Raw genomic sequence first — 18318 nt, 5'->3', positions numbered from 1 at the left:
CTCTACCCCTCCCCCCGATCGCTGGCGGACAGACGATCCATTTCACCAAGCACCTTTTCGCGCATGCCTGAAGAGGGCGGCGCGGCGCGGTTGGCAGCGAGCATGAATGCACTCATGCAGGTTGCGATGGGATCGTCGATGTCTTCATGAAAGGCCGTGCCGCGCACAAAGGCGACGGACTTTGTCAGCTTGAAACAATGCGCTTCGCACTGAATGTCCTGTTTGGGAGCCGCCGGGCGCATGTAGTCAATGCGCAAGTCAAGCGTGGCAATGGCCGTTGGCTCGCCAAGGGCCATCTGGGTGGCGACACCGCAGGCATTGTCCAGCATGGTAGTGATAACGCCGCCATGGATCACGCCGGTGTCCGGATTGCCAACCAGGAATGGCGCATAGGGGACTCTCAGGCGCGCGCGGGCTTTTTCGGCGGACACGATTTCAAGGCCGATGGCGCGGGCATGTGGCACGTGATTAATCAGCATGCCTTTGAGCGCTTCATTGCGTCGCGCTGCTTCGTTTTCCGGGTCTTTGCTCATGGACACCGGTATGGCCTCCCAGCGCTGAACGGGCAAGCTCTGAACGACAGGCGCATAGAAACTAGACTTGAGTCTATTTTCAGCGGTATGACTCCTTCTAAAGCAGAAAAACGATGTTTCTCAGGGGAGTGCAGACCATGGCACAGGTCGATCTACCGGTTTCAGACCGTGATGCGGGCGCGGAGCCGGATGGCCGTATCACGCTGACGCGGCAGGGCCATGTCCTGCTTATGGGGATTGATCGGCCGGAAAAGTACAACGGCCTGACGCCAAAGATGTTCTCGGAACTCGCGGATGCTTACACCCAGTTGGATACCGATCCTGAGCTGCGTGTTGGTGTGCTGCACTCCTTCGGGAAACACTTCACTGCTGGCCTTGAGTTGACCAAGTTTGCTGAAGGAATGAAGGACGGCGCCAGTGGGGCCAACGAAGCAGGCGCACGCCGTGTGGACCCTTTTGCGCTCAAGAAAAAATGCTCGAAACCCGTGATCACCGCTGTTCAGGGCATCTGCTACACGGCCGGCATTGAGATGATGCTGGCGACCGACATCGTGATTGCGTCCAAAGACACCCGCTTTGCCCAGCTTGAACCACGCCGGGGCCTTATGGCTGCTGGTGGCGGCACCATCCGCTTTATAGAGCGCTGCGGCTGGGGCAACGGTATGTATCACCTGCTGCTGTGCGATGAAGAATTCGGGGCTGATGAAGCATTGCGCATCGGCATTGTGCAGGAAGTGGTCGAGCCAGGCACGCAGGTGACACGGGCCATCGAGCTGGCCAATCGCATCTCCAAACTTGCGCCGCTGGCGATCCAGGAAACCAAGCGATCATCGATGACGTTCATCGAGGAGGGCGAAGCCGCCGCCTTTGCGCAGCTGGATGCAGTGCAGGCCAAACTGGCCAATACGGAAGACGCCGCCGAGGGCGTGCAGTCCTTCATTGAACGGCGCAGCGGCAACTTCCAAGGCCGCTAGGCATCGCACTCAGGATCATTCGAGGCACTACACCAGGCACCCGAAACAGGAAATGACCATGTCCGAGACAAATTCTGCGCTTCCCAAATGCTGCATCATCGGTGCCGGGTGTTCCGGCTTTACAACTGCCAAGGCTCTTCAGGACCGGGGCATTCCGTTTGATTGCTTTGAAATGTCGGACGTGGTCGGTGGCAACTGGGCCTACAAGAACAAGAACGGCATGTCGGCCTGTTACGAGTCGCTCCACATCGATACGTCCAAGAACCGCATGTCGTTTGAGGACTTTCCGATCCCGCCGACATTCCCCGACTTTCCCCATCACAGCCAGATCTTTGACTACTTCAACGACTATGTGGACCACTTCGGCCTGCGGGAAAAAATCAGCTTCAATACGGCGGTGACTCATGTCACGCGGGATGATGCAGGGCTGTGGCATGTCACGGTTGATCGCTCCGCAACCGGTGGACCGTCGTCCGAGACCCTGACTTACGATGCTGTGTTTGTCTGCAACGGGCACCACTGGGATCCGCGCTGGCCTGAATATGAAGGCATGAACACCTTTACGGGCGTTCAGATGCACGCCCACTCCTATCTGACACCCTTTGAACCACACGACATGCGGGGCAAACGCATTGTCATTGTCGGCATGGGTAACAGCGCGATGGATATCTCGTCTGAACTGTCGCAGAAGCCGATTGCGAAAAAGCTCTATGTCGCGGCGCGTCGGGGCGTCTGGGTCATGCCGAAATACATCAATGGCAAGGTCGCAGACAAAGGCGCGATGCCTGCATGGATTCCACTGTCTGTTCAAAGGGCCATTGGCAAGCGCATGATCAAAAGGCTTGTCGGCAACATGGAAGACTATGGCCTGCCCAAGCCTGACCATGAGCCACTGGAAGCGCATCCGTCCGTATCCGGAGAATTTTTGACGCGCGTCGGGTGCGGTGACATTGAATCCAAACCCAATATCAAGCGCTTTGATGGCAACGTCATCGAGTTTGAGGATGGCAGCCGCGAAGAGATCGACGTTGTGATATACGCCACCGGCTACAACGTCTCGTTTCCGTTTATGGATGAGACGGTCATCAAGGTCGAGAACAACCACGTCCCGCTTTACAAGAGGGTGTTCTCACCGGGCATACCCAATCTCTTTTTCATGGCACTGGCGCAACCATTGCCCACGCTTGTGAACTTTGCCGAGCAGCAGATGAAGCTTGTCGGCGCCTATCTGACGGGGAAATACGCGCTCCCTGACGACGCGCAGATGAAAGAGGTCATCAAGGCTGACGAGGACATGTATACCGGTCATTTCTATGAATCCGCCCGCCATACGATGCAACTGGATTTCAACAAGTACATCTGGGACATGGAACGCGAGATCAAACGCGGTGCCAAGCGTGCCAAATCCAAGCCTGGCCTTCCCGTGCCGGCCCGCGCGCAACACGTTGGCAGCGTTGCAGCGGAGTAACCAGTTTAGGGATTCCGCGCCTTTACCCCGATTACTCAAATTGAAGCTGGCCTTGGGGCGGGCTAGACTGCATAAGGGCGCGCAGCCGGAATGCTGCGCCTACTGACAATATTGTTTGTCTGGTCGTGCGCATTTCGCAGCCTTTGCCGATACGCCCTGGAAAGCCGCAAATTTCGTGAGTACGACCATCAAAACAGCCGAAAAACCGCTCGGCACTCAGAATTCTTCCACGTCGTCTTCCTCAGCCATGGGGAAGCGCGAGCGGACAAAAGTGGAGAATCGGCAGGCCATCCTGGATGCTGCCCGGCTGGTTTTTGCGGAGCTGGGCTATGGCGAGACCACGGTCCGGGACATTATTCGCCGCACCGGCCTCGCGTCCGGCACGTTCTACAATTACTTCAAATCCAAGGATGAAGTGTTTCAAGCGATGATGGATGCCAGCGCCCTGCGCATGCGTCCGCGCATCCGGGCTGAGCGTATCCGTGCGGCCAGCTTTGAAGAATTCATCTCAGCCAGTTTCCGCGCCTACTTCGATTATCTGGAGCAGGACGAGCAGATGCACCGGATCATCCGGCGCAAATCGGGCTCCATGCGGGTGCGCATGGATACGCCGGAAGTTGTTGCCGTCTTTGACGAGCTGCGTCTCGATATCGACCGCGCCATATCTCAGGGTGTTCTGCCAAAGGTCGATCCGGAATATCTCACCGCGGCTTTTGTGGGTATCGCTTTTGAGGTGGGTGACCGGATGCAGGCGCGCGAGCCATTTGACTCAGCCGCCGCAGCGGAATTTGCAACCAAGCTCTTTCTTGGCGGCGTAAATGCCCTGCCACGGCTTGAAGATTCCGACTAGTATCTCCGCAATTGAAATCTGACTTTGGAAGGAAGTGCTCATGAGCGCTCAACAATTTATTGCGCGTACGATGATGCGCCTGCCGGCCGGCATATTGCGATCCATGTCAAAAGGTGCGGTGCTCAGCGTTGATGGCCGCGAGATAGACCCCGGTGTCGGATTTCTGACATCACAAGCTGGCAAGGGTCCTGGCGTCCACACATTGCCGGTTGCCGAGGGTCGCGCGGCGACGCGCGAAGGTTTCGCGATGATGAATGCGCCGCGCTCCAAGGATGTGGGCGTAACCGATCTTTCCATTCCCGGTCCCGGCGGGAGCCTGCGTGCGCGGCACTACTGGCCTATCAACGGCAAAACCAACGATGCCCTCATGGTGTATTTTCACATGGGCGGCTGTGTCATCGGCGATCTTGATACGTGCGACCACTTCTGTTCACTGATTGCCGCTGAAACCGGCGCAGGAGTCATCTCTGTCGATTACCGGATGGCACCGGAGCACGTGTTCCCCGCAGCGGCGGAAGATGCGATTGCGGCCTTCAAATGGGTGCGTGACAATGCCGCCCAGTTTTCCGGTTCTGCAGACCGTATCGCCGTTGGCGGTGACAGTGCCGGTGGGCATCTGGCGACCATCGTGGCGCAGGAGATAAAGCGCCGGGGTGAGACCGGACCGTTCCTGCAAGTGCTGATTTATCCATGGGTGGACATGACCGATGAGGGTGGCTCCATGCAAAGCTGTGGAGACTGTGCGCCTCTCAACACTGAAACCATGCGCTGGTTTGAGAGCCTCTACATGCCCGAAGGCGGCGACAAGACAGATCCGATGGCAAGTCCGGGCCTGGTTGATGACCTGAGCGGGTTGCCCAGGGCGCTGGTTTATACCGCTGGTTTTGACCCGCTGCGCGATCAGGGCGAAGCTTACGCGCGGCGACTTGAAGAAGCTGGTGTGCAGGTCACTTTCCGCGAGTACGGAGACCTTCCCCATGGCTTCACAGCCATGAGCGGTGTCTCCAAACGCGCCAAGGACGTAAATCTGGAAATCACCGGCGATATTGCCGCTGCGCTTTAGCCAACCGGATTTCGAGCAACTCTGTTTATGTGAGGTACTGCTATGAAGGCTGTGCGGGTCAACGCGCTGTCAGAAGACATTACTGACGTCGTCATTGAAGACATTGATCTTCCGACACCCGGCGATGGCGAAATTCAAATCCGCATTCGTGCGTGTGCAGTCAATTTTCCCGATCTGCTGATGGTGCAGGGGAAATACCAGTTCAAGCCACCAATGCCGTTTACACCGGGTATGGAAGCTGCCGGGGACGTTGTGGCTGTTGGCCCCGGTGTCGACACGTTCAGCGTCGGTAACAAGGTGGTTGCCGGTCTTCGGACAGGCGGCATGGCGGAAATGGCGAACACGCAGGCGAGTAGCTGTCGGCCAATGCCTGCGGCCATGTCCTATGAAGAAGCCGCGGGATACACCACGGCCTATCTCACAGCCTATGTATCCTTGGTGCGTCGGGGTCACCTCGAAGCTGGTGAAACCCTGCTGGTGCATGGTGCTGCCGGTGGCGTGGGCATGGCGGCGGTAGATCTGGGCAAGCAGATGGGCGCAACGGTCATCGCGACGGCAAGTTCTCAGGAGAAGCTCGATGTTCTCAAGGCCCGTGGGGCTGACCACGTCATCAATGTAAATGACGGCTTCAAGGACAAGGTGAAGGAACTGACCAATGGTCAGGGCGCTGACGTTATCTATGACCCGGTGGGTGGAGACGTGTTTGACGAAAGCGTCCGCTGCATAGCCTGGGGTGGTCGATTGCTTGTGATTGGATTTGCCAGTGGTCGGATTCCGGATGTTTCTGTCAATATGCCGCTCATCAAGGGGTTTTCGGTGGTGGGTGTCCGGGCGGGCGAATATGGCCGCCGCGACCCGGCCAAAGGGGCCCAAAACATTGCTGCAATTGACGAAATGGCGGCTGCGGGCACAATTCGGCCATATGTTTACGCCACTTTTTCACTGAATCAGGCTGCCGAGGCGATGTGTCAGTTGCGTGACAGGCGCGTCATCGGCAAAGTGGTGGTTACGCCGTAAGTGTTACGGCGCGTATTTATTTGAAACAGGGGGCCGCGGCTTTCATACAAGGGGAAATCCCATAAAGAGAGCCGGGGTTTATATGCATGATCAAACAGACTCTTACTTTGACAGCAGCCGCTGCCCTTGCACTGGGCCTTGCCGCTTGCGACTCAGGCACTGGTGATGAAGAAGGTGCAGGCAACGCGCTTGGCGATGCCATGGAAAGCGCAACCGATGCCGTAACTGGCGCAGCAGAAAGTGCCGCTGATGCAGCATCCGATGCTGCGGACGCCACAATGGAAGCTGCAAGCGATGCTGCTGATGCAACCGTGGAAGCCGCAAGTGATGCAGCAGACGCCACAGCCGAGGCCGTCAATGATGCTGTCGACAGCGTAAGTGGCGCAGCAGAGTCAGCTGCGGACGATGCGTCCGAGGCAACCTCAGATGCAGTTGATGCGACTGAGTCCGCCGCAGAAGATGCAGCTGATGCAACCTCTGATGCAGTTGACGACGCCACCGAAGCTGCTGCTGAAACTGCGGAAGACGCAGCAGAAGCAACATCAGATGCCGCAAGTGACGCAACTGATGCTGCCGAAGCAACAGCTGGCGATGCAGCAGATGCGGCTTCAGAAGCAGGCGACGCCATGGCTGAAGGTGCCAAGGACGCTGCGGACGCGGTTGAAGACGCTGCAGAAGAAGCAGCTGACAGCGCCGAAGAGGCGATGACGCCTTCCACACCTGCGAACTAAAGTTCAACAGACCTTTCCGGTTTCCGGACAAAAGGCGGCGGTCATCCAGACAGGATGGCCGCCGTTTTTGTTTTCGGCCCCTTTTTTGGGAACCAAGTTCCTGGTCGTGGTTTCTATTGCCAGACATTGGATAGAAGGGTTGGGACCGGAGAGCGGCCCAATGAAAAATAATGACTTTTGGAAAAATTGCACTTGTGGCCGCCCTGATGACCGGCGTTGCCGCTTGCGACGTGGATGTTGAGGAAGAAGGCGAGTTGCCTGACGTGAACGTCGAGGGCGAATTGACCATGCCTGACGTCGACGTGTCGGTTGAAGGTGGTAATGTCCCCGACGTTGAAGTCGAGGGCGAAGTTCGTCTGCCTGAGATCGAGATTGAGACACCAGACGTCGAACTTGGCACGACAGAAGCAACGGTTCCGGTGCCCAAGGTGACGACAGAAGACACTGAAATCACCCTGCCGAGCGTCGACATTGAGATGCCGAGCGACGAGCCGGACGCTGTGGACGATGCCGCCGTGAATGCGGAAGGTGAACCCAACTAAGACAATCGGTACCTATGTACCGAAGACATCTTGAAAGGCCCGGACACTGCGTCCGGGCCTTTTTTTGTCGTCGACCGCCTCGCGCATCGCCTTGTTGAGCCGATCGCAAACACAACCCTTTGCTACCTATGCGATATTTTCCTATAGTTGCCCGAAAGAAGACGTGGAAAAGATGGGGGGCGTATGCCTGACGGAACGCCGAGCAACCAGACGCGGGCGGCGGCGACGGCACCGTATGGCCCACGCCACCCGCCAGCGATGCGGCAACCGCTGGGGCAGGCTCTTCTGGATGCCAGGATAATTAGCACCGCCCAGCTTCAGACATCGCTGGACGCAGCCGAGACTTGGGGTGTGCCGCTGGGACAGGCTGTCCTGGCGCTTGGGTTCGTCAAACCAGTTGACCTCTACTCGACCCTCGCAGCCCACCTTGGACTCCCATTTGTGAATGTCCTCAAAACTCCCCCTCCGGCGGATGCGTTTGATCAATCCTTGCTGGACTTTTATCTGTCTGCAGAAATCATCCCCACCGGCACTGATGACGGCACGCCGTCGCGACGGCCCATTCTGGCAACCCCCGACCCGCTGGCTTCGGCGCGCGAGATTGCTCGCAGACGTGCAGATGGAAGGCCTGCACCCCAAGGCAACATTGCGTTTGCTGTTACATCGCGGCTGGACGTCGTGTGGACACTACAGGCGCAGTTCGGCGATAAGATTCAGCATACGGCACAATTTTCTCTGGACGAGGCGGAGCCAACGCTTTCGGCAAAGGCCCTAATAAACAAGCGACAGATTTTCTGGGTCGGTGCTCTTCTGGCCGGGAGTGTGTTGGCTCTCTTACTCGCACCACTGACAACCTTGCTGCTTCTCAATGCGTTGCTGGGGCTGTTTTTCCTAGCGGTGCTTGTGCTGCGCGCGGCGTCGATCCCCATTGGCATTGCGGCGCGCCAGGCGAGACGATCGATTGATCAGCTTCCGGACGACTTGGACCTGCCGATCTACACCATCATCGTACCACTCTACAAAGAAGCAAACGTGCTGCCGCTGCTGGCTCAGGCGCTGGGCAAACTCGATTATCCGCGCGCTAAACTGGACATCAAGCTGGTGCTGGAAGGTGATGACGACGAGACCATTGGGACTGCCAAGGCGCTGGGCCTTGAAAGCTATGTGGAATTCATTCGGGTGCCGGAAAGTTCACCGCGCACAAAACCCAAGGCCTGCAACTACGCCCTGCAGTTTGCCCGCGGCGAGTATCTGGTGATTTTTGATGCGGAAGATCAGCCAGATCCACTGCAACTCAAAAAGGCTGTGGCGATGTTCGCAACCAGCGACGACAACATCGCATGCCTGCAGGCACCGCTCACCTACTTCAATGCATCTGAAAACTGGCTGACGCGGCAATTCACCATCGAATTCAACATGTGGTTCGATCTGCTGTTGCCGACCGTTGAAAAACTCGGCATGCCGATTCCGCTTGGTGGCACATCCACCCACTTTCGAATGAAAGCGCTCCGGGATGTGGGCGCGTGGGACCCATACAATGTCACTGAAGATGCGGATCTTGGCATTCGACTGGCCCAAAAGGGATATCGCTGCGCCATTCTAGATTCTGTCACCTATGAAGAAGCCAATTGCGAGATGGGCAACTGGCTTCGACAACGGTCACGGTGGCTGAAGGGCTATGCGCAGACGTGGCTGGTGCATATGCGCAGACCTGTCGATCTGTTTCGCAAACTGGGGCCGATGGGGTTTTTGGGTTTTCAGTTGTTGATTGGCGGATCAATCGTCTCCGCCCTCACGCATCCGCTTGTCTGGATATTTGCCGCAGCAGGAATCGCCTTCAATGGGTCAGCGCTGGCCTACTTCACCTCGCCGGACGTGCCCACACTGATGATCCTGTTCAATGGCATTTTGCTGGGCGGCGGATACATCGTGTCCGTCTGTGCGGGCATCGCTGCTGTTCAGCACCGAGATGCGCAACATCTGGTACCGCATACATTCTTGATGGTGTTTTACTGGCCACTTCTGTCGCTGGGGGCCTATCTGGCCATCTGGCAGCTCTTCACCAGACCCTCTTATTGGGAAAAGACGCACCACGCCATAAGCAAGGCCAGCCGCGCACAACTGGCGCAGCTGGCCCATCGTGGTAAGGGTTCAGACCTCTAGTAGAGGCCTCTAGTACAGACCTAGGTTCTGCAAGGTTGATGGTCCGGCGACACCATCCTGCTTGATGCCTTCAGCAGCCTGGAACTCGTCCACAGCCTCCTCTAGATCATCGGTGTATTTGCCGTCGATCGGTCCTGACCAGAAGCCTTTGTTGGTCAGCGCCGTCTGCAGACGTTCAACCTCGAGGCCTTCGTCACCGACCTGCAGTTGATACCCAGCGCGCTTACCGGACTTTGCCTGATAGAGCCGCTGCTTGCTGCTCTTGAGGTAGGCACTGCGCTCGGCTGGGGCCCCGGCAACGCTCATCTGCTCACGTTCTACCGTGAGGGCTTCGAGCTTTGCACTCAGGCGACCATCGTCCATGTCAGCCGCCTGCGTTTCAACGCGGGCGGACAGTTCCTCAAGCAATCCATCGGCACGGGCGGTGTCACCCGCTTCGTAGGCGGCAACGGCTGCAAGCTGCGTGCGTTCTGCATCGAACAGCGCTGCTTCCACGACAACGTCCTCGTTGCGGGCCTTCTTGACGGCCGCTGCGTCAGTGCTGGTCTTCAATGTCAGCGGAACAACCGTGGTCTGCTCCTTGCCGGAGCGGGCATCGGTGTAAGCCATTTCCAGATCACCCAGGGCAATGCTGGCGGCATCGGTGCCAGCAACATCAACCTTCAGCATGATGCGCTGGGTTTCACCCGCAAACATGTCACCGACTGACACATTATCCGGCGTGTCGCTTTCCAGGGAAATGACATCGATGCTGGTGATGGCGCCAGAGCCATTCAATCGCAGCTTGATGTCCCGCGCCGTGGTGCGCACCAGCGTTGAGAGTTCTTCTTCAAAGATGCGGGCGATCTGCGAGGGGTGTTCTACATAATGGTAGTTGCCGGCGCCGTTTTCCGCGATGGCCTGCATGAGGTTTTCATCATAGTCGAGGCCAAGACCAATGGAGGAGATGCGTACGCCGTCGCGGCGCGCTCCGCGCACTTCGCGGGCAATATCATAAGGGTCGGTGATGCCCTGATTGGCCAGGCCATCAGATAGAAGCACCACGCGGTTCAGCTCTGAACGATCAAAGTGCTTCAGCACTTCATCCACACCGCGCATCATGCCGCCGGTGAGGTTGGTGCTGCCGCGAGAGGTCAGCCCATCAATGCGGCGATGGATCTCGCGGGCATTCTCAACAGGTGCGGATGGCCACAACACATTGATGCGGTCGTCATACTCAACAATTGCCACGCGGTCGCGCGGGTCCAGCAAGTCGACCATCAGCTTTGCTGCGCGCTTGGCGTATTCCAGCTTGCCTTTGTCTTCCATGGAGCCGGAGCGATCGAGCACCAGCGCCAGATTGACCGGCGGACGGTCCTGTGTACCCGGCCAGGCTTCGCGCGGGGAATGAACCTCAATCATCAAATGAATGGTCGTGCTCTCGCTGCGCTTGATGAGCGGCTGGTCATAGCTCACCTTGGTATCAAGTGCGGCGGTGTCGAGCGCGTCTACTTCAGCTTTGGCCTTGCCGGCAAAAGCGCCGACCACGAGCATCAGCGCAAATCCGAGCGCTGCAAGAAAACCAGCACGTGCGAGGCGGCCGTCAAATTTAAGGGTCTGCATGTGATCCCTCCCCTGAACATCAATCAATGCACGCAGATATCGCGCTCGTTTGCGGCCACGGGCGGGAGGGAATGTGGCGATTGGAAGGTGATTTGCGGGCCTTATTCGGACTGGCAATCACAAGATGGGGAGGAAACGCCGAGGCAGCGAAGTCAAGGCGTCAGCTTGCATTTGCCTCCGCAGCCGCATCATAGGTTTCGCGGGCAGCATCAATCGTCACGAGATTCTCAAGCGCCCATTGTCCCAAGGCGTTTACAGGCTCGCGAAAAGACTCGCCCATCGATGTGAGGTTGTACTCCACCTTGGGAGGGATTGTTGGATGGTAGGTCCGATTGACGAGCCCGTCCCGCTCCAGCTCACGCAGGGTACGGCTCAGCATCCGTTGAGAAATGCCCAGATTCCGCTTCAGTTCATTGAAGCGCAGGGTTCCGTACTGCGATAGCGAGATGATCACCAGGACGCTCCATCGATCTCCAACCCGCGTCAGAACCTCGCTGATGCGTTTGCAATTTGGGCATTGTTCGGACGCGGACTCTGAAGCTGGCATGGTGGTTCCCTTCTTGTAACCAAGGCTCAAAACTGTGCCTTCTTGCGCGAACCTTTAGTATTCAATATATCTTCAGTTACTAAAGTATACCACCCTGTGAAATCACTCCGGTAGGACCCAGCACATGACCACGAAGCCTCTCATCGACCTTTTGAACTGGCGCTACGCCACAAAGAAAATGGACCCGGCAAAGACAGTTCCGCAGGAAAAGGTTGATGCCATCCTGGAAGCTGTCCGCATGGCACCGACATCGAGCGGCACGCAGCCGTTTGAGGTAATCGTCGTCACAAACCCCGATGTTCTGGCAGAAATTCGCACCGCCGCCAGCGACCAGAGCCCGATTACGGACGGGTCACATCTTTTGGTATTTGCTGCGTGGGACAACTATACAAACGAACGTATCGACGACGTCACGCAGTTGAATGTGCAGGCACGCGGCGAGATACCGCTGATTCACGAGTATTACGGCAACCTGAAAAACAACTATGTCCCGCGCGAAGCAGAGGTCAATTATGCCCATGCAGCCCGCCAGGCATATATCGCTTTGGGCTTTGCGCTGATCGCCGCCGCCGATCAGGAAGTCGACAGCACACCGATGGAAGGTTTCGACCCGGCAACGGTCGACAAGATTTTGGGCCTTAAGGAACGCGGCTTGCGCTCTGTTGTTCTGTTGCCGCTGGGGTACCGTGACCCAACAGGCGATTGGCTGCTGGCGATGCCGAAAGTCCGCAAGTCAAACGATACTCTGATTACACACGTCGACTAGACCGACTCTTCCAGACGACTAGTCGCCATAAACATCAGGGGAGTGATCGCACCGGCTTCACGGCTGCGCTCATTCCCCTTGATCGTTTTGGCTCCGCAATACCCCGCGGCCAAGCAAAACAGACAGGGCTCTGTGTGAAAATTTGGAGCGGGTGAAGAGAATCGAACTCTCGTCGTCAGCTTGGGAAGCTGCTGCTCTACCATTGAGCTACACCCGCTTGGCCGCCCTTGAAGGCGGACGCGGACGTTAGTCCAACACAGGGCGCGCTGACAAGAACGATCAGCCGAACAGCCAGATAAGCAGCCATGGCAGGAGCAGCGCGGTCGCAATGCCGTTCACGCCCATGGCGACGCCTGAGAACGTGCCGGTCTCTTCGCCCTCCTGAAAGGCGCGCGCCGTGCCAATGCCATGAGCTGCGGTGCCAAGCGCCACGCCGTGCGCTTCAGGGTCAACGACACCGACGCGGCTCAGCAACCACGGCCCAATGACGGCCCCGATGACACCCGTCACAATGACGATGGCTGCTGCCAACAAAGGCAAACCGCTGGTGGTTTGCGCGATGCCCATGGCGATTGGCGTGGTGACAGATTTGGGAGCGAGGGACAGCAATGTCTGCATTTCGGCGCCAAGCGCCCAAGCGGTACCCAATGCCGTTGCCACTGCCGTAGCGGACCCGGCGCCGATCGCCAAAAACAAAGGACCTGCGGCAGCGCGCACTTTTGGCCAGTTGCGAAACAGCGGGATTGCCAAAGCAACAGTTGCAGGTCCAAGCAGCGCCAGCAGCCACGCGCCGCCTTCCTGATAGACCTCGTGCGGCGTGTCCGTTGCCAGCATCAGCACGATAACCGGAATAGAAGCCACCAGAACCGGGTTGGCCAGCGGGTGACCATTCACGCGGCGGGCGAAAGCAAGTGCGCCCAGATACGCAATGATGGTGATGCCGAGCCACACAAGAGCGCTCATGATTCGACCCCCGCTCGCTTCCGGGCCCAAACGAAAACAACGCCAGCCACCACCAGGCCTGCAAGCGTGCTGACGACGATGGCGATCATCAACGGTCCACCATCGCGGGCGAGCAATCCCAAATGTGCCATGAGCCCGACACCCGCCGGCACAAAGAACAGATTGAGATGGCGCAAAAGCAGATCAGACAATTTGCCCAGACCGTTTGGCACGCCGCCGACGATGGCCAGCGCCACAAGCATCAGGATCAGCCCGGCAACCGCGCCGGGCACCGGGATGCCCATGCCCTGCATGAACGCCGTGCCGACAAGCTGCGCTGCAATGAGTGCAATGGCACCGCCAAACAACGCCGCAGCAAGACGCATCACGCGCGTGACCCGTCAGCCTTGAAGTGTTTGGAAAGCTTCAGGCCCTGACGCTGATAGTTGGAACCCAGATCCTGCCCATACAGCGCGTCCGGCCGACTGGCCATGTGCTCATACACAAGGCGGCCGATGGTCTGACCATGTTCCAGAATGAACGGCACCTCGTGGCTTCGTACTTCCAGCACTGCACGAGCACCTGCACCGTGGGCTTCTGCCGCCCCAAAGCCGGGATCAAAGAAGCCGGCGTAATGAACGCGGAACTCGCCCACCAATGGGTCATAGGGAACCATTTCGGCGGCATAGTCGGCTGGTATCTGCACCGCTTCACGGCTGGCAAGGATATAGAATTCGTCCGGGTCCAGAATAATGCGTGCGTCTCCGCGCACATGGACGGGGTCCCAGTAATCAAGGACGTCATAGGCCCCGACCCTGTCCACATCGACAAGGCCTGAATGCCGCTTGGCGCGATAGCCGATAAGGCCGGTTTCATCTTCGCCGCGCAGATCAACACTTAGCGTGATGCCACGTGCATCATTGGTTGGAGCAACGCCCGCGTCAGACGTTCCGGTGATGAGACCTGCATCAGCCTGAAGACGCAGCATGTCTTCAGGCGCTACAGCGGCATCACCCCTGCGCAACCGCAACTGCGACAAGCGCGAGCCGGTACGTACAAGAATTGAAAACGTCCGTGGGCTGATTTCCGCGTAGAGCGGGCCTTCATAGCCAGCGGGTATCTGATCAAACTCGATGCCGCCATCAACGATGACGCGGGTGAAAACATCAAGACGGCCTGTTGAGCTTTTGGGATTGGCCGCGGCGGTAAGGGTGTCTGGCAGGGAAAGGCTCTCAAGCAGCGGCACGAGATAGACGCAGCCTGTCTCCAGAACCGCGCCTTCGCGCAGGTCAATTTCGTGCAGCTTCAGGCTCTCGAGCTTGTGCGACACCGGTTCGCCGTGGCCGGGGAGGAAGCTGGCGCGGACGCGATAGGCCGTTTCACCCAGCCTCAGATCAAGGCTGGCGGGCTGAATCTGCTTTTCAGCGGGGGGCTGATTGGCGCGGATCACACCAGCCTGCCACAGGGCTGAGATTTCGGCGGCGGGCAGGATGCCGTCTCGCTGATCATCAAGGATGCCGGTATTCGGCGCGTTTTGGGCGGCAGCGGTCATTGTCACAGTGTCTTTCGCATTCAGATTGGCCCGCATCATAGACCGATTCAGGCCAGCTTGACCCTATCTGCACGTCGGCGTATGACTCGCCTTGCCTGAAGCGCTCATCGGAGCTTTTCAAGGCACCCGTGGTGATTTGAGCCGACCGGCTTGCGGCCACGTTAAACAACAGCGCTAAAAGGTCGGACGGGCGCCCCCCGGCCTTTTGTGTTTTTGAGCTGCCTTGTGGCGGACGCGAAAACAGGCCGGGTTTTCTTTTGGGCGTTTGAAGGAGAAGGCCCCATGGGCGAGCCAACAAACGATAGCAAGAGCAGCACAGTGTCAGATCGCAAGCTGCGTCCACAGACCGAAATGGTGCATGGCGGGACCCAGCGGTCTCCCTTTGGCGAGACATCCGAAGCGATGTATCTGACCTCCGGCTATGTCTATGACAGCGCCGAGCAGGCCGAAGCCCGCTTCAAGGGCGAAAGTGATGGCTTCATCTATTCGCGCTTCTCCAACCCCACGGTTCAGATGTTTGAAGAGCGCATGATCGCGCTTGAAGGGGCGGAAGCTGCGCGCGCCACTGCAACGGGCATGGCTGCGGTCACTGCCTCCATGCTGTGTCAGCTCAGCGCCGGCGACCATGTTGTTGCTGCCCGGGCGCTGTTTGGTTCGTGCCGCTACATCGTTGAAGAGTTGCTGCCGCGCTTTGGCGTGGAAAGCACGCTGATCGATGGTTGTGATCTTAACCAATGGCGTGATGCCTGTCGGCCGAACACAAAAGTGTTCTTTCTCGAAACACCTACCAATCCCACTTTGGACATCATCGACCTGAAAGCGGTCGCTGATATTGCCCATGAGGCGGGAGCACGGCTGGTGGTGGACAATGTTTTTGCCACGCCGGTGCTGCAAAAACCCATGGAATTTGGCGCAGATGTGGTGGTTTATTCGGCCACCAAGCACATTGACGGTCAAGGCCGCTGCCTTGGCGGCGTGGTTCTGGGATCTGATGAATTCGTCACCGACCATCTGGCAAACTTCTTGCGGCAGACAGGGCCGGCGCTGAGCCCTTTCAACGCCTGGGTCATGCTTAAGAGCCTGGAGACACTGGATTTGCGGGTACAGCGCCACTGTGAAAATGCGATCGCCGTTGCCGATTTTCTTGGCGCGCAGGAGAAGATTGCACGGGTGATCTATCCTGGACGGTCTGACCATCCGCAGCACAATCTGGCAGCGGCGCAGATGAAATTGCCCGGCAACATGATTGCCTTTGAGGTTAAAGGCGGCAAGGAAGCAGCCTTCCGTCTCGCCAACCAGCTCGGCGTGATCAAGATCAGTAACAACCTTGGGGATGCGAAAAGCCTCATTACGCACCCGGCAACAACGACACACCAGCGCCTGACTCCCGAAGCGCGAACGGAACTTGGCATCTCAGATGCAATGCTGAGACTGTCCGTTGGCCTTGAAGATGCCGCTGACCTGACAGATGACATTGGTTTCGGGCTGGATGCAGCCTGAGACCGATTGCAATAGACTTTAAAAATAAGGACGCGCTGCACTATGGCGGACCCGATTTTCATGGAATTCGCCCAGGCGGACATGGATGGTGACATGATCGAAGACGACTTCTTCTATGATGCGCTGACCCGCAACATCCGCGTGCGGGTGCGTCCGGTCTATCTTGATGACCAGTCCGAACCCTCTGAGGACCACTATGTGTGGGCCTATGAGGTTGAGATTGAAAACGAAGGTGGTGAAAGCGTGCAGCTGCAGGACCGCTACTGGCGCATCACCGATGCGTTTGGCCGCGTCCAGGAAGTTCGAGGCGATGGTGTTGTCGGTGAGCAGCCGGTGATCGAACCCGGTGAATGCTTCGAGTACACATCCGGTGCACCACTTCCAACGCCGTCAGGCATCATGAGTGGCACTTACGGCATGTTGTCAGGGGCCGGGGAACGCTTCGACGTCGCCATTCCGGCGTTCTCGCTTGATAGCCCGCATGATTTCAAAAGCGTCAACTAGCGCATTTCACCTCTAGCACTCTAAACTCCCGTCACTGATTGATTCACTCGCGATGCCGATAGGGGAGCACGCCCTTGGCGCTGTTTGACGCGCGGCCAATTTTTCTGGTGGTGGGCATATTGCTCGTAACGCTGGGCATCGCGATGGTGCTGCCAGCGCTTTACGATGCGGCTGTCTCCAATCCGGATTGGCGCGTTTTCCTGGCGTCAGCCGTTGTGACCACTTTCTTCGGCGTCACATTTGCCCTGATGAACTGGGGCAGCGCGGGGGACATGACGCTCAAGCAGGCCTTTGTGCTGGTGCCGGCTGTATGGTTGTCGCTGGTGATCTTCGGCGCCCTGCCCTTTGCCTTCTCCGAACTCAACCTGTCCTACACAGACGCTTTTTTTGAAAGCATGTCCGGGCTGACGACGACCGGGTCCACCATCATTGTGGGGCTCGATACAGTTGCGCCGGGACTCCTCCTCTGGCGATCGCTGCTGCAATGGCTTGGTGGTATCGGGATCATCGTCATGGCGGTGAGCATTCTGCCGATCCTGCAGGTCGGTGGTATGCAGCTCTTCAAGGTGGAGGCATTTGACACGCCTGACAAAGTGCTGCCCAGCGCGGCCGGTCTCGCGGGCACCATCACTACCGTCTATGTGATTTTTACGGTTGTGACCGCATTTGCCCTGTGGGCTGCAGGCATGAGCTTTTTTGACGGCATCAATCATGCCATGACGACCATCGCCACCGGAGGCTATTCGACGCGGGACGCGTCGGTTGGTCATTTTGACAGCGCCCTCATCCACTACATCATTATTGCGGGCATGATCGCGGGCAGCCTGCCCTTCGTTCTGTATATCCAGGCGTTTCGTGGCAAGGCCATGCCGTTCCTGCAGGACACGCAGGTGCGGGTGTTTCTGAGCCTGCTCGGCATCGCGACTCTTGCGATGATTGTCTATCAGATGGCGCGCGGTCTTGAAGGAACCTTCGAAGCACAAATTCGCTACGCGGCATTCAACGTCGTTTCCGTGATGACGGGCACCGGATACGCCACGCAGGATTATGGCGCCTGGGGTCCGTTCGCAATTGCACTGTTCTTTACGCTGATGTTTATCGGCGGGTGCTCGGGATCCACCTCCTGCGGCCTCAAGATTTTCCGCGTTCAGGTGATTGCTGCCACCTGCGTCAGTCATCTGCGCCGCATGATCTACCCGCACGGGATTTTCATTCCCCATTACAATCGCAGAGCGATCCCCGAAAGTGTCTCTGCTTCAGTGATGAGTTTCTTCTTCCTCTACATTGCATGCTTCGGCGGGCTCGCATTGCTGCTGACTTTTTCTGGGCTGGAGCCGCTCACCGCCCTGTCATCTGCCGCCACTTCCATTGCCAATGTCGGCCCCGGGCTTGGACCGGAAGTTGGTCCTTCAGCCAACTTTTCAGGTATTCCGGATACGGCCAAATGGCTGATGGCACTGGGCATGCTCATCGGTCGACTGGAGCTGTTCACGGTGCTCATTCTCTTTTCGCGCATTTTTTGGCGGTCATAGCGCCTCTTTCCCACACTTTTGCCTGTACAGGC

Annotated in this window: 18 protein-coding genes, 1 tRNA gene and 1 riboswitch; of the genes, 12 read left to right on the top strand and 7 right to left on the bottom strand. The window is 57.8% G+C overall.

All coding sequences use genetic code 11. The annotated features are described in order from the left end of the window. Positions 1–2: 2 nt before the first annotated feature. Positions 3–533, bottom strand: a complete 531-nt coding sequence (locus BN1012_RS01650) for a PaaI family thioesterase (RefSeq protein WP_081826146.1) — start codon at positions 531–533, stop codon at positions 3–5. A gap of 137 nt (positions 534–670) precedes the next feature. Here BN1012_RS01650 and BN1012_RS01645 point away from each other — a divergent pair, with 137 nt between their 5' ends. The 8 genes from BN1012_RS01645 (at position 671) to BN1012_RS01610 (ending at position 9341) form a co-directional block, all read left to right on the top strand. After that, entirely contained in the window at positions 671–1507 is an 837-nt protein-coding gene (locus BN1012_RS01645) for a crotonase/enoyl-CoA hydratase family protein (RefSeq protein ID WP_081826478.1), read from the top strand. Positions 1508–1565: 58 nt separating this feature from the next. Next, entirely contained in the window at positions 1566–2975 is a 1410-nt protein-coding gene (locus tag BN1012_RS01640; RefSeq protein WP_043950493.1) for a flavin-containing monooxygenase, read from the top strand. Positions 2976–3150: 175 nt separating this feature from the next. Then, positions 3151–3825 carry a TetR/AcrR family transcriptional regulator gene (locus BN1012_RS01635; protein ID WP_244442930.1) on the top strand — a complete coding sequence of 225 codons (675 nt, stop codon included), beginning with the start codon at positions 3151–3153 and terminating at the stop codon, positions 3823–3825. 40 nt (positions 3826–3865) lie between these two features. Beyond that, entirely contained in the window at positions 3866–4888 is a 1023-nt protein-coding gene (locus BN1012_RS01630; protein WP_043948251.1) for an alpha/beta hydrolase, read from the top strand. Positions 4889–4930: 42 nt separating this feature from the next. After that, positions 4931–5905, top strand: a complete 975-nt coding sequence (locus BN1012_RS01625; protein WP_043948250.1) for an NADPH:quinone oxidoreductase family protein — start codon at positions 4931–4933, stop codon at positions 5903–5905. Between the two features lie 86 nt (positions 5906–5991). Continuing rightward, positions 5992–6636 carry a hypothetical protein gene (locus tag BN1012_RS01620; RefSeq protein WP_052534324.1) on the top strand — a complete coding sequence of 215 codons (645 nt, stop codon included), beginning with the start codon at positions 5992–5994 and terminating at the stop codon, positions 6634–6636. A 170-nt stretch (positions 6637–6806) separates the two neighbouring features. After that, the gene (locus BN1012_RS01615; RefSeq protein WP_052534321.1) at positions 6807–7178 is read left to right on the top strand and encodes a hypothetical protein; all 372 of its coding nucleotides are present in this window, start codon (positions 6807–6809) and stop codon (positions 7176–7178) included. Positions 7179–7361: 183 nt separating this feature from the next. Next, positions 7362–9341: a glycosyltransferase family 2 protein gene (locus tag BN1012_RS01610; protein ID WP_052534315.1), complete on the top strand. Its 1980-nt coding sequence runs from the start codon at positions 7362–7364 to the stop codon at positions 9339–9341. A 9-nt stretch (positions 9342–9350) separates the two neighbouring features. Here BN1012_RS01610 and BN1012_RS16475 read toward each other — a convergent pair whose 3' ends face one another. Then, the gene (locus BN1012_RS16475; RefSeq protein WP_052534312.1) at positions 9351–10943 is read right to left on the bottom strand and encodes a VWA domain-containing protein; all 1593 of its coding nucleotides are present in this window, start codon (positions 10941–10943) and stop codon (positions 9351–9353) included. 160 nt (positions 10944–11103) lie between these two features. Then, positions 11104–11490 carry a winged helix-turn-helix transcriptional regulator gene (locus BN1012_RS01600; RefSeq protein WP_043948249.1) on the bottom strand — a complete coding sequence of 129 codons (387 nt, stop codon included), beginning with the start codon at positions 11488–11490 and terminating at the stop codon, positions 11104–11106. A 124-nt stretch (positions 11491–11614) separates the two neighbouring features. On the opposite strand from BN1012_RS01600, the gene BN1012_RS01595 reads away from it, so the two are divergent. After that, positions 11615–12256 (top strand): NAD(P)H-dependent oxidoreductase, encoded by a 642-nt coding sequence (locus BN1012_RS01595; protein ID WP_043948248.1) that lies wholly within the window; start codon positions 11615–11617, stop codon positions 12254–12256. Positions 12257–12399: 143 nt separating this feature from the next. Here the strand turns inward: BN1012_RS01595 and BN1012_RS01590 are convergent. The 4 genes from BN1012_RS01590 to BN1012_RS01575 all read right to left on the bottom strand — a co-directional run bounded on the left by BN1012_RS01590 (position 12400) and on the right by BN1012_RS01575 (position 14750). Next, positions 12400–12473, bottom strand: a tRNA-Gly gene (locus tag BN1012_RS01590). A gap of 62 nt (positions 12474–12535) precedes the next feature. Beyond that, positions 12536–13219: an LrgB family protein gene (locus BN1012_RS01585; protein ID WP_043948247.1), complete on the bottom strand. Its 684-nt coding sequence runs from the start codon at positions 13217–13219 to the stop codon at positions 12536–12538. Next, on the bottom strand, positions 13216–13584 hold the full coding sequence (locus BN1012_RS01580; protein ID WP_043948246.1) for a CidA/LrgA family protein: 369 nt from the start codon (positions 13582–13584) through the stop codon (positions 13216–13218). Before BN1012_RS01580 ends, BN1012_RS01585 begins: the two co-directional genes overlap by 4 nt. Further along, positions 13584–14750 carry a 2'-deoxycytidine 5'-triphosphate deaminase gene (locus BN1012_RS01575; protein ID WP_043950487.1) on the bottom strand — a complete coding sequence of 389 codons (1167 nt, stop codon included), beginning with the start codon at positions 14748–14750 and terminating at the stop codon, positions 13584–13586. Before BN1012_RS01575 ends, BN1012_RS01580 begins: the two co-directional genes overlap by 1 nt. A 118-nt stretch (positions 14751–14868) precedes the next feature. Continuing rightward, positions 14869–14948: riboswitch (SAM riboswitch) on the top strand. Positions 14949–15032: 84 nt separating this feature from the next. On the opposite strand from BN1012_RS01575, the gene BN1012_RS01570 reads away from it, so the two are divergent. The 3 genes from BN1012_RS01570 (at position 15033) to BN1012_RS01560 (ending at position 18286) form a co-directional block, all read left to right on the top strand. Next, on the top strand, positions 15033–16250 hold the full coding sequence (locus BN1012_RS01570; RefSeq protein WP_043950486.1) for an O-succinylhomoserine sulfhydrylase: 1218 nt from the start codon (positions 15033–15035) through the stop codon (positions 16248–16250). A gap of 93 nt (positions 16251–16343) precedes the next feature. Beyond that, positions 16344–16754: a Co2+/Mg2+ efflux protein ApaG gene (gene apaG, locus BN1012_RS01565; RefSeq protein ID WP_043950485.1), complete on the top strand. Its 411-nt coding sequence runs from the start codon at positions 16344–16346 to the stop codon at positions 16752–16754. A 74-nt stretch (positions 16755–16828) separates the two neighbouring features. Further along, positions 16829–18286, top strand: a complete 1458-nt coding sequence (locus BN1012_RS01560; RefSeq protein WP_244442929.1) for a TrkH family potassium uptake protein — start codon at positions 16829–16831, stop codon at positions 18284–18286. Positions 18287–18318 lie beyond the last annotated feature (32 nt).

The sequence above is a fragment of the Candidatus Phaeomarinobacter ectocarpi genome, assembly GCF_000689395.1.
Lineage (GTDB): Bacteria > Pseudomonadota > Alphaproteobacteria > CGMCC-115125 > CGMCC-115125 > Pyruvatibacter > Pyruvatibacter ectocarpi.
Note: the sequence above shows the minus strand (reverse complement) of the source record. Positions and strands in the feature narration are given on the sequence as shown.

Excerpts from the sequence above, each read along its gene's own strand:
- BN1012_RS01650 (WP_081826146.1), bottom strand. The coding sequence starts at position 533 with ATGAGCAAAGACCCGGAAAACGAAGCAGCGCGACGCAATGAAGCGCTC.
- BN1012_RS01645 (WP_081826478.1), top strand. The coding sequence starts at position 671 with ATGGCACAGGTCGATCTACCGGTTTCAGACCGTGATGCGGGCGCGGAG.
- BN1012_RS01640 (WP_043950493.1), top strand. The coding sequence starts at position 1,566 with ATGTCCGAGACAAATTCTGCGCTTCCCAAATGCTGCATCATCGGTGCC.
- BN1012_RS01630 (WP_043948251.1), top strand. The coding sequence starts at position 3,866 with ATGAGCGCTCAACAATTTATTGCGCGTACGATGATGCGCCTGCCGGCC.
- BN1012_RS01625 (WP_043948250.1), top strand. The coding sequence starts at position 4,931 with ATGAAGGCTGTGCGGGTCAACGCGCTGTCAGAAGACATTACTGACGTC.
- BN1012_RS01620 (WP_052534324.1), top strand. The coding sequence starts at position 5,992 with ATGATCAAACAGACTCTTACTTTGACAGCAGCCGCTGCCCTTGCACTG.
- BN1012_RS01615 (WP_052534321.1), top strand. The coding sequence starts at position 6,807 with ATGACTTTTGGAAAAATTGCACTTGTGGCCGCCCTGATGACCGGCGTT.
- BN1012_RS01610 (WP_052534315.1), top strand. The coding sequence starts at position 7,362 with ATGCCTGACGGAACGCCGAGCAACCAGACGCGGGCGGCGGCGACGGCA.
- BN1012_RS16475 (WP_052534312.1), bottom strand. The coding sequence starts at position 10,943 with ATGCAGACCCTTAAATTTGACGGCCGCCTCGCACGTGCTGGTTTTCTT.
- BN1012_RS01600 (WP_043948249.1), bottom strand. The coding sequence starts at position 11,490 with ATGCCAGCTTCAGAGTCCGCGTCCGAACAATGCCCAAATTGCAAACGC.
- BN1012_RS01595 (WP_043948248.1), top strand. The coding sequence starts at position 11,615 with ATGACCACGAAGCCTCTCATCGACCTTTTGAACTGGCGCTACGCCACA.
- BN1012_RS01585 (WP_043948247.1), bottom strand. The coding sequence starts at position 13,219 with ATGAGCGCTCTTGTGTGGCTCGGCATCACCATCATTGCGTATCTGGGC.
- BN1012_RS01580 (WP_043948246.1), bottom strand. The coding sequence starts at position 13,584 with ATGCGTCTTGCTGCGGCGTTGTTTGGCGGTGCCATTGCACTCATTGCA.
- BN1012_RS01575 (WP_043950487.1), bottom strand. The coding sequence starts at position 14,750 with ATGACCGCTGCCGCCCAAAACGCGCCGAATACCGGCATCCTTGATGAT.
- BN1012_RS01570 (WP_043950486.1), top strand. The coding sequence starts at position 15,033 with ATGGGCGAGCCAACAAACGATAGCAAGAGCAGCACAGTGTCAGATCGC.
- apaG (WP_043950485.1), top strand. The coding sequence starts at position 16,344 with ATGATCGAAGACGACTTCTTCTATGATGCGCTGACCCGCAACATCCGC.